The 9,260-nt window shown below is 67.7% G+C and carries 10 protein-coding genes, 1 pseudogene and 1 riboswitch; of the genes and pseudogenes, 9 read left to right on the top strand and 2 right to left on the bottom strand.

Annotated features, from left to right (window positions below; genetic code table 11):
* Nucleotides 1–307: 307 nt before the first annotated feature.
* Entirely contained in the window at nucleotides 308–676 is a 369-nt protein-coding gene (locus tag DBR12_RS03715; RefSeq protein WP_108616015.1) for a cell division protein ZapA, read from the bottom strand.
* Nucleotides 673–897 carry a DUF904 domain-containing protein gene (locus DBR12_RS03710; RefSeq protein WP_108616014.1) on the bottom strand — a complete coding sequence of 75 codons (225 nt, stop codon included), beginning with the start codon at nucleotides 895–897 and terminating at the stop codon, nucleotides 673–675. The genes DBR12_RS03715 and DBR12_RS03710 overlap by 4 nt, the downstream gene beginning before the upstream one ends.
* A gap of 36 nt (nucleotides 898–933) precedes the next feature.
* Nucleotides 934–1,170, top strand: a riboswitch (cobalamin riboswitch).
* 82 nt (nucleotides 1,171–1,252) lie between these two features.
* Here DBR12_RS03710 and DBR12_RS03705 point away from each other — a divergent pair.
* From DBR12_RS03705 to DBR12_RS03665, 9 genes and pseudogenes are all read left to right on the top strand, one after another.
* A complete protein-coding gene (locus DBR12_RS03705; RefSeq protein WP_108616016.1) occupies nucleotides 1,253–3,136 on the top strand; it encodes a TonB-dependent receptor domain-containing protein in 1,884 nt (627 codons plus the stop codon).
* 46 nt (nucleotides 3,137–3,182) lie between these two features.
* Complete coding sequence (locus tag DBR12_RS03700) at nucleotides 3,183–4,550, top strand: cobyrinate a,c-diamide synthase (RefSeq protein ID WP_108616013.1); 1,368 nt, start codon at nucleotides 3,183–3,185, stop codon at nucleotides 4,548–4,550.
* The gene (locus DBR12_RS03695) at nucleotides 4,547–5,149 is read left to right on the top strand and encodes a bifunctional adenosylcobinamide kinase/adenosylcobinamide-phosphate guanylyltransferase (protein WP_108616012.1); all 603 of its coding nucleotides are present in this window, start codon (nucleotides 4,547–4,549) and stop codon (nucleotides 5,147–5,149) included. Before DBR12_RS03700 ends, DBR12_RS03695 begins: the two co-directional genes overlap by 4 nt.
* Complete coding sequence (locus DBR12_RS03690; RefSeq protein WP_108616011.1) at nucleotides 5,149–6,051, top strand: ABC transporter substrate-binding protein; 903 nt, start codon at nucleotides 5,149–5,151, stop codon at nucleotides 6,049–6,051. Before DBR12_RS03695 ends, DBR12_RS03690 begins: the two co-directional genes overlap by 1 nt.
* Nucleotides 6,048–7,082, top strand: coding sequence for an iron ABC transporter permease (locus tag DBR12_RS03685; RefSeq protein ID WP_108616010.1), 1,035 nt, complete (start codon nucleotides 6,048–6,050; stop codon nucleotides 7,080–7,082). Before DBR12_RS03690 ends, DBR12_RS03685 begins: the two co-directional genes overlap by 4 nt.
* Entirely contained in the window at nucleotides 7,079–7,891 is an 813-nt protein-coding gene (locus DBR12_RS03680) for an ABC transporter ATP-binding protein (RefSeq protein ID WP_108616009.1), read from the top strand. The genes DBR12_RS03685 and DBR12_RS03680 overlap by 4 nt, the downstream gene beginning before the upstream one ends.
* Entirely contained in the window at nucleotides 7,888–8,355 is a 468-nt protein-coding gene (locus DBR12_RS03675) for a hypothetical protein (RefSeq protein WP_108616008.1), read from the top strand. The genes DBR12_RS03680 and DBR12_RS03675 overlap by 4 nt, the downstream gene beginning before the upstream one ends.
* Nucleotides 8,352–8,714, top strand: a complete 363-nt coding sequence (locus DBR12_RS03670; protein ID WP_108616007.1) for a DUF2149 domain-containing protein — start codon at nucleotides 8,352–8,354, stop codon at nucleotides 8,712–8,714. The genes DBR12_RS03675 and DBR12_RS03670 overlap by 4 nt, the downstream gene beginning before the upstream one ends.
* Nucleotides 8,711–9,260 (top strand): annotated as a pseudogene (locus DBR12_RS03665) (cobaltochelatase subunit CobN); the annotation flags it as partial. The gene DBR12_RS03670 and the pseudogene DBR12_RS03665, both read left to right, overlap by 4 nt.

Genomic DNA, 9,260 nt, shown 5'->3' with positions numbered 1-9,260 from the left:
GGGTAGAGGGTGTCTGCGAATGCCACCGGACTCTCATCCTGAACCGGGGGTTCAGGTGGGCGAGGGCAGCCAAGCGTTGGGTTCATCTGACGCGAGATGATCACGCTCACCGGGCGATGTACCAAGCCCGAGCTCGTTGAGCATTGGTTCAAGGAAATATAAAGCCCGGCGGCTTCGCAGACCCCTTCATTGTAGGCGCTGGAAGCAGGCACTGAGCAGGAAAAGCCCATAGGCATGCTGGAGCTTGGCCTGCCACTCATGGCACTGCCCTTACTTGCTTGAGGAAGGTGCGCCCAGTGGTGTTGCGTCAGAGCAGGCGGCCATCATCGCCCAGAGCCTGATCCAGGCGCTGTACCAGAGCTTGCAGGCGCTGGTTGTCGTCTTCCGGGAGCAGAGATTCTTGTTGCCCTGTTGCTGATGTGGCCACCGCAGGGGGCGCCGCTTTGGCCGCAGAACCCGCTGCCAGGTCGGCAGCTTCACGGTCGGCAATCTCGAAAGCGAGGTTCAAGGCGGCCAGCACGGCAATGCGCTCCCGGGCGCGCACCTTGCCTGCGTCGCGGATGCGTGTCATGGCAGTATCCACGCGCTCCACGGCATCCAAAAGGCGGCTCTCTCGGCCCTCAGGGCAGGTCAGCAGGTAGCTTTGCTGCAGGATCTGCACCTCGATTTGCTTCATTCGGCTTCTTTCGTGAGCGGCACGGCGGCGGGAAGGCGTTCAAGCAGGGCATCCACACGCGCGCGTGCTGCACTCAGCCGGGATTTGAGAGAGTCTCGCTCCTGGGTGAGTGTGGCCACCTGGTCCGTCAGCAAGGCATTGGTGCGTTGCAGTTCAGCGTGGCGTAGCAGCAGGCGTTCAACGCGTTCGGCGATTTGGTCGGTGGGGGACGGTGTTGCCATACAGCCAGCGATTGTAGGGTTGCGCGTTGTAAACGGTCGTAAAATCCCGCTGTTGGTGCTCGCGGTGTGGTTCACATGCCGCAGTTCAACGGGAAGCAGGGAGGTGCCGCCACGCATGGCGCGCCCAGCCTGCGCTGCCCCCGCAACGGTCAGCGGACGAATCTTAGATTCTCTCTCCATTTATAAGCCACTGGGCGCCTTGAACAAGCGCCTGGGAAGGCATTGGAGGGCGCTCCGCCAGCCCGGATACCGGCCAACACGGTGGCTGCGTGCGCTCCTTTTGGGCGCTGCGCGGCTGTATCACCCACACGCTGGCGGGAGGCCGGCCCCGGGTTGTTTGTTGACGATGATCCCCATGAAAATCCGTACCCTTCGTGCGCGCCCTGCAGCGTCGCTGCGCGCGTCCGCCCAACGCCTCGCCCTGGTGACGCTGGCTGTCGGCAGCGCCAGCAGTGCCCTGGCCCAGTCCGCGCCCGGCGCTGGTGAACTGCTGGCCCAGAACCTTCGCTCTCCATCGCTGGCAGAAACCGTGGTGGCCGCGACACGCACCCCGCAGCCGCTCACCGATCTGGTGGCTGACGTGTCCGTCGTGGACCGCGAGACCATTGAAAACAGCGGCGTCACCGGTCTGGCCGACTTGCTGGCCCGACTGCCAGGGGTGGAGTTCTCGCGCAACGGCGGCCCTGGCACCACCACTGGCGTGTTCCTGCGGGGCGCCGAATCACGCTTTACGGCGGTGTACATCGACGGCGTGCGCATTGATTCGCAGTCCACCGGCGGTGCGCCATGGGAGAGCATCCCGCTCGGCCTGATTGACCGCATTGAAGTGTTGCGTGGCCCGGCTGGGGCTGTGTATGGATCGGACGCCATGGGTGGCGTGGTGCAGATCTTCACCAAACGTGGCGAGAGGGGCACGGCTCCCTATGTCGGCGTGGGTCTTGGCAGCCATGGCACCTCCAAGTTGGAGGCCGGTATCAGCGGCGCCAGTGGCACCTGGGACTACGCGCTCGGTCTGTCCCGCGAAAACAGCAAGGGCTTCAACGCTCGCACTGTCGCCACGCAGAACCCCGACCGCGATGGCTTTCGCAACACGGCGGGCCACGCCCGCGTTGGCCTGCAGGTGGATGCGGTGCACCGCCTGGAAGGCACACTGATGGTCAACGACACCAACAGTGGCTACGACAACGGTCCGGGCAAGGACGATCGAAGTCTGCACACCATGCACGCGCTGGGATTGAACTGGAACGCGCAGTGGAGCAGTGCCTACAAGACGCGCCTGTCCATCACCGACTCTCGCGATCAGTATGAAACCCGCCCCTCGCCCTACCTGACCGACACTCGCCTGCGCGGCTACTATTTTCAGAACGAGTACCGCCAGGGCGCACACTTGGTCACTGCTGCCCTGGAGCGCCGTGAAGACCGCTTGGAAAACAAGCCCATCGACGCCAAACGTTCTCAAGACGCGCTGGCCCTTGGCTATGGCTACAACGCCGAAGGCCACACAGTGCAACTCAACGTGCGCCACGATTCCGACAGCGAGTTTGGCGGCAAGAGCACCGGCAGTGCGTCATATGGCTACGCCATTACCCCGCAGTGGCGCGCCACGGCATCGGTGGGCACGGCTTTCCGCGCGCCCACGCTGTACCACCGCTTCAGCGAATACGGTGTAGCCACATTGCGCCCGGAAAGCAGCCGCAATGCCGAAGTGGCACTGCGCTATGCCCAAGGCAGCAGCACCTTCTCGGCCACGCTGTTCCGCAATCGTGTGAGCAATCTGATCTCCTTCGGAGGCGCGGGCACCTGTGCTTCCAGCTTTGGCTGCTATGCCAACACGGCACGGGCCGAGTACAAGGGCGTGACGTTTGCCGGCTCGCACCGCATGGGCGATGTGCAATTGCATGGCTCCATCGACCTGCAGCGCCCGCGTGACCTGGACACCGGCAAGCAGCTGGCGCGCCGTGCCAAGCAGCACGCCACCGTCGGCGCCGACACGCGCTTGGGGGGCTGGACCGTGGGCGCCGAAGTGCAGGCCTCGGGCCGCCGCTTCGACACCGTGGCCAATACCAACGTGCTGGGCGGCTATGCCCTGGTCAACCTGTATGCCAGCACCCGCATTGCGCGCGATTACACGCTGATTGCCCGCATCGACAACTTGGCCGACAAGGACTATCAACTGGCCCGCACCTACGCGACTGCGGGCCGCGTGGCTTATGTGGGGGTGAAGTGGGCGCCGCAGTGAGTCCACAGCACGTCAGGCTAGCAGACAGGGGAAGAGGAGAAGCGAAATGGTGCAGCCTGCCCGTAGCCCGGCGATCCTGATCGCCGCCCCGGCTTCGGGTCAGGGCAAGACCACCGTCACCGCCGCCCTGGCGCGCTTGCATGCGCGCCAGGGGCGGCGCGTGCGGGTCTTCAAGTGCGGTCCGGACTTTCTGGACCCGCACTGGCACCAGCTGGCCAGCGGTGCACCCGTGCACCAGCTCGACCTGTGGATGACTGGCGAGGCAGACTGCGCGCAGCGCTTGCACGATGCCGCAGCAGAGTCGGACCTCATCCTCATCGAAGGCGTGATGGGCCTGTTTGACGGCAGCCCCAGCGCTGCCGATCTGGCCCTTCACTTTGGAGTGCCCGTGCTGGCAGTGGTCGACGCCTCGGCCATGGCGGGCACGTTTGGCGCGCTGGCATTTGGCCTGCGCCACTACCGCCCCGGCCTGCCCTGGGCGGGTGTGCTGGCCAACCGCGTGGGCAGCGCGCGCCATGCCGACATGCTGCGGGACGGCCTGCAGGATGCTGACGACTGGATGGGCGCACTGATGCGGGTGCCGCCAGGCAATGCCCCTGCAGCTGCCAAGGCCGGTGCCGCATTGCTGCCCGAGCGCCACCTGGGTCTTGTCGCTGCGCACGAGCTGAACGACAGCCTGCAGCGATTGGATGCCGCCGCCGACGCACTGGCCGCCACGCCGCTAGGCCAGATGGATCTGGACGACCTGCAGTGCTGGGCGGTGGACTTCCCGGCACCCGCCTCGGCGCCCGCCGTGCCACGCCTGCTGGCAGGCCGCACGGTGGCCGTGGGGCGCGACGCCGCCTTCTGTTTTATCTACGCCGCCAATGTGCAATGCCTGGAACAGATGGGCGCACGCGTGGTGTTTTTTTCGCCACTGCGCGATGCAGCGCTGCCCGATTGCGACGCGGTGTGGCTGCCTGGCGGCTACCCCGAGCTGCATGCCTCCCAGATCGTCGCCAACATCGGCATGCAAACCAGCCTGCGCGCCCATGCGGCCGCAGGCAAACCCCTGTGGGCCGAGTGTGGCGGCATGATGGCGTTGTTCGAGTCCATCACTTTGACCGACGGCATCACCGCCCCGCTGTGGGGACTGCTGCCCGGCCATGTGAGCATGCAAAAACGCCTGGCGGCGCTGGGCCCGCAGCAACTGGCGGTGGCGGGGCACACCCTGCGCGGCCACACCTTTCACTACTCCACCAGCGACAGCAGCGCCCCCGTGGTGGCCCGCACAGCGCGCCCGGACGAGGCGGCTGCGCCGGATGCGGGCGAGGCGTTGTACCGGCAGGGCAGCATCCATGCCAGCTATTTCCACGCCTGGTTTCCGTCCAGCCCCGAAGCCGTGGCGCACCTGCTGGGGGGTGTCTCAGCATGACCTTCGCCCCGCTTCCCATCACCAGCGAACTCATCCTGGGCGGCCAGAAAAGTGGCAAGTCCCGCCGTGCCGAGCTGCTGGCGCGCGACTGGCTGGCGCAGTCCGCCGATCACCGCGCTGTGTTGATCGCCACCGGCGAAGCCTGGGATGACGAAATGCGCGAGCGCATCGCCCGCCACCAGCGCGACCGTGCCGAGCGCGTGCCCGGCCTGCAGACGGTGGAAGAGCCGCACGACGTGGCCGCAGCGCTCACGCGGCTCAGCACGCCGCAGACCTTGCTGGTAGTGGACTGCCTCACGCTGTGGCTCACCCACTGGACCATGCCCCTGGGCGTGGAGAGCATGAATTTCGAGGAAAAACAGGCCCTTGCGCGCGACTGGCAAGCGCAAGTAGCTATGTTTTTAGTAGCGTTTCGGAAATCCCCTGGCCCCGTTGTTCTGGTGGGCAACGAAATTGGCCTGGGGGTCATCCCGATGGGGCGCGAGGTGCGCGCCTTTGTGGATGCGCTGGGCTTCCTCAATCAGCAGATGGCCCAGGTGTGTCCCCGCGTCACGCTGATGGCCGCCGGGCTGCCCCTCACTTTGAAAGAACCCTGTTGATGAAACCCACCCCCGTGCGCCGCATCCTGTGGGTGATTGCGATCCTGGTGCTGCTGGGCCTGCTGATGGCCGGGCTGGCGCAGGCGCAGCCGGTCAAGATCACCGACGACCGGGGCCGTGTCGTTTCGTTACCCCGAGCGCCGCAGCGCATCGTGAGCCTGCTGCCTTCGCTGACCGAAAGCGTGTGCGAGCTGGAGCAATGCCACCGCCTCGTGGGGGTGGACCGCTATTCCAACTGGCCCGAGGCCGTGATCGACAAGCTGCCCAAGGTGGGAGGCGGGCTGGACCCGAGCATCGAGGCCATCGTGGCGCTCAAGCCGGATCTGGTGCTCATGTCCGTCAGTTCGCGCGCCAGCGACCGCCTGGAGGCGCTGGGCCTGACGGTGGTCACCCTGGAGCCCAAGACCCACGCCGATGTGCGCCGCGTGCTGGGCACCGTGAGCGACCTGCTGGGCGTGCCGCGTGCGCAAGGCTCAGACCGCCTCTGGCGCGTGATCGATGCGGGCGTGCTGGCGGCAGCGCAGTCCCTGCCCCCCAAGGCCAAAAATGTGCGCGTGTACTTTGAGGTGAGCCGTGGGCCGTATGCGGCGGGCGAGGCGTCGTTCATTGGTGAAACCCTCACCCGGCTGGGCGTGCGCAATGTGGTGCCCGCGTCACTGGGGCCGTTTCCGCGCCTGAACCCCGAGTTCGTGGTGCGCGCCAACCCCGACATCATCATGATCGGCAACCGCAGCATGCAGGCCATGGTGCCGTACCCCGGCTGGGCCAGCCTGCGGGCCATCCGCGACAACCGGCTGTGCGTTTTCGGTCCTGGTGACTCCGACGTGGTGGTGCGCCCCGGCCCGCGCATGGCCGAGGCAGCGCGCATCATGGCGCGCTGCCTGGTGGAGAAAGCCTCGTGACCCATGCCTCCATCGACTTGCCAACGGGTTCCGCCAGCCGCCGCGCCGCATGGTGTGCCGCCTGGCTGCTGCTGGCCAGCGTCGTGCTGACCCTGTGTGGCGCCAGCGTGGGCAGCACCGGGTTTGACAGCGTTCTGCGCATGCACGGCGACCCCGTGGCTTGGCAGATCGTGTGGGACATCCGTCTGCCGCGCACGCTGGGTGCGTGGCTGGCGGGCGCTCTGCTGGGCCTGTCGGGCGCGGTGGCGCAAGGGTTGTTTCGCAATCCACTGGCCGACCCCTACCTGCTGGGCAGCGCCTCGGGCGCAGCGCTGGGTGGGGCGGTGGCGATGGCGATGTTTGGCGTGTCACCGGTGGCGGCGCAGTGGCTGGCGCGCATCGGCATCACGGGCATGGCTTTTGTGGGCGCGGCGGGGGCGGTGGTGCTCACGCTCATCCTGGCCCGGGGCGTGCAGCACACGCTGCGGCTGCTGCTGGCGGGCGTGATCGTTGGCGTGGTGCTGGGGGCGCTGCGCGATCTGGTGGAGCTGGCCTCGCCCGACATCCTGCAGGCCATGCAGGCCTTCATCCTGGGCAGCACCGCCTTTGTGGGCTGGATGGCCTGTGTGCTGATGGCGGTGGCATGGGGGCTGTGCTCGGTGGTGGCCTGGATGCTGGCACGCGCGCTGGATGGCCTCACGCTGGGCGAGGCCACGGCGGCCAGCCTGGGCCTGCCGCTGACGCCCATGCGTGTAGGGCTGGTGGCAGCCATGGCGCTGGCCACGGGCACTGCCGTGGCGCAGACGGGGCTCATCGCCTTCGTGGGCCTGGCGGCGCCGCACCTGGTGCGGTCCATCGTGCGCGTGACGCACGAGCGGCACATCGTGCTCTCCAGCCTGATGGGGGCGGTGCTGCTGCTGGCGGCCGACATTCTGGCGCGCTGGCTGCTGGCGCCGCAGGAGCTGCCCGTGGGCGTGCTCACGGCAGCGCTGGGCGGCACCTACCTGCTGTGGCTCATGCATCGGCGTACATCGCAAGGTGGTGCGCTATGAATTCAATAGCTATAAAGGCACGCCAGATAGGCGCAAGCATCGGAAATCGCTTGATATTGCAGGGCATTGACCTGCAACTGCCCGCGGGGCGCTGGACCAGCATCGTCGGCCCCAACGGCGCGGGCAAATCCACCTTGCTCAAGGTGCTGGCGGGCCTGCTGCCGCGTACTGCGGTGCAGGGCGATGTGCAGTTGCTGGGCCGCCCGCTGTCGCAGATCCCTGCGCGCGAACGTGCCCGGCAACTCGCCTGGCTGGGCCAGAACGAAAGTTCTGTCGACGACCTCACGAGCTACGACGTGGCCATGCTGGGCCGCCTGCCGCACCAGGCCTGGCTGGCACCGCCCGGTGCAGCCGACCACGCGGCGGTGGAGCAGGCGCTGCGCACCACGCAGGCTTGGGACTGGCGCCACCGCCCGCTGTCGCAGCTGTCGGGCGGCGAGCGCCAGCGCGTGCTGCTGGCCCGCGCCTTGGCGGTGCAGGCGCAGGTGCTGCTGATGGACGAGCCCCTGGCCAACCTCGACCCGCCGCACCAGACCGACTGGCTGCACACCATGCGCGCGCTGGTCGATGCGGGTGGCACGGTGGTCAGCGTGCTGCACGAGGTGTCGCTGGCGCTGCAGGCCGATGACATGGTGGTGATGGCGCAGGGCCGCGTGCTGCACCAAGGCGCCTGCGATGCGCCCGCCACGCATGCCGCGCTGGAGAGCGTGTTTGACCACCGCATTCAAGTGCGGCATCTGGATGGCCTGTGGATGGCGCTGCCATCGCTGCAGCGCCGTCACCACGAGATCAAGGGAGAGAGAGCATGAACATCGAATCAGGTTTTGCGCAGGTCGCGCAGTCGTTGCTGTGGCCCGTGCTGGTGCTGGTGGGGCTGGCGTTTGTCTACGCGCTGTGGGCGGGGGGCGCCACGCTGATGGAGGCCTGGCAGCGCTGGCGCCAGCCGCAGTACCGCTCGCTGCGCGTGGCGCCCGGCTTGTCGATGGAAGAACTGGAGCTGCAACTGGTGCGCCAGGTGGAGCCCGTGCGCCTGCTCAGCCGCCTGTCGCCCATGCTGGGGCTGATCGCCACCATGATCCCGCTGGGCCCTGCGCTGCAGAACGTGGCGGCGGGCAATGGCCAGCAGGCCTTGGCGGTGTTCAGCGGCGCGTTTGCGGGCGTGGTGCTGGCGCTGGCCGCCGCGTCGGTAGGCCTGGTGGTGTACTCGGTGCGCCGCCGCTGGCTGCTGGCCGAGCTGTTGGTGGTGCGCAAGGAGCGCGGGGTGGCGCAATGACCTTGAAGCACCTGAATGTGCTGGCCGAGGACGATGACGATCCGATGCTGTCCGCCGTGAACCTGGTGGACGTGTTCCTGGTGCTGGTGGTGGCCCTGCTCACGGCCGTGGCCGTGCAAAGCCAGACCAGTGCGCAGGAGAGCGTCACCATCATCCGCAATGCGGGTCAGCCCGACATGGAAGTGGTGGTGCGCGAGCATGGCAAGGAAGTGCGCTTCAAGGGCGCGGGCAGCGCCGCGCAAGGGCAGGGCGTGCGCGCGGGCGTGGCCTACCAGCTTGAAGACGGCAACATCGTCTACATCCCCGAAACCGGTGCGGCGCCCCGCGACACGGGCACAGCCAAGCCCACCAAGCAATGAAGGCATGGTCCCTGCGCGTAGCACTGTGGTGCCTGCTGCTGGTGGCGCCCTGGGTGCAGGCTGCACCGGCTGCGCCGGTATTGCTGTGGCTGACGTCCGACATCACCACGGCCCCGCGCACAGCCATGGTGCAGCGCTTGGCCACTGAGGCGGGCCTGGGCTTTGTGCACATCGACTACCCGCTGGGTGGCCCGGCGGTACTGGACGCGGCCCAGGCCCAGAAGCTGGAGCGCGCATTGTCAGCCGCCGCCATGGTGTGGGTGGATGCTCCGCACGCCAGCGTGGAGGCGCGCCTGCGCCGCATGGTGGGGGCGCAGCTCGATGCCCGTGCTGCACGCGCCCAGGGCCGCGTGGTCTGGGTGCCTGCGGGCACGCCCGCCCTCGACCTGACCGCGCTCGATGCGTCCGCCCGCATGGTGGCTTACCTGCAGGCAGGCGGCCCGCGCAACCTGAAGAACGCCGTCGCCCTGGCGCGCGCCACGGTGCGGGGCACAGCCCTGCCCACCTTGCCCGCGCCCGACATCCTGCCGCCCCGGGGCCTCTACC

This window comes from Acidovorax sp. HMWF029 (genome assembly GCF_003060895.1).
Classification (GTDB): domain Bacteria; phylum Pseudomonadota; class Gammaproteobacteria; order Burkholderiales; family Burkholderiaceae_C; genus Acidovorax.
The sequence above is the reverse complement of the archived record's forward strand: the minus strand, read 5'-3'. Positions and strand labels throughout refer to the sequence as shown.

Bases quoted from the DNA above. Each gene is read 5' to 3' on its own strand.
- DBR12_RS03710 (WP_108616014.1), bottom strand. From the start codon at position 897: ATGGCAACACCGTCCCCCACCGACCAAATCGCCGAACGCGTTGAACGC.
- DBR12_RS03705 (WP_108616016.1), top strand. From the start codon at position 1,253: ATGAAAATCCGTACCCTTCGTGCGCGCCCTGCAGCGTCGCTGCGCGCG.
- DBR12_RS03675 (WP_108616008.1), top strand. From the start codon at position 7,888: ATGAACATCGAATCAGGTTTTGCGCAGGTCGCGCAGTCGTTGCTGTGG.
- DBR12_RS03680 (WP_108616009.1), top strand. From the start codon at position 7,079: ATGAATTCAATAGCTATAAAGGCACGCCAGATAGGCGCAAGCATCGGA.
- DBR12_RS03690 (WP_108616011.1), top strand. From the start codon at position 5,149: ATGAAACCCACCCCCGTGCGCCGCATCCTGTGGGTGATTGCGATCCTG.
- DBR12_RS03670 (WP_108616007.1), top strand. From the start codon at position 8,352: ATGACCTTGAAGCACCTGAATGTGCTGGCCGAGGACGATGACGATCCG.
- DBR12_RS03700 (WP_108616013.1), top strand. From the start codon at position 3,183: ATGGTGCAGCCTGCCCGTAGCCCGGCGATCCTGATCGCCGCCCCGGCT.
- DBR12_RS03695 (WP_108616012.1), top strand. From the start codon at position 4,547: ATGACCTTCGCCCCGCTTCCCATCACCAGCGAACTCATCCTGGGCGGC.
- DBR12_RS03715 (WP_108616015.1), bottom strand. From the start codon at position 676: ATGAAGCAAATCGAGGTGCAGATCCTGCAGCAAAGCTACCTGCTGACC.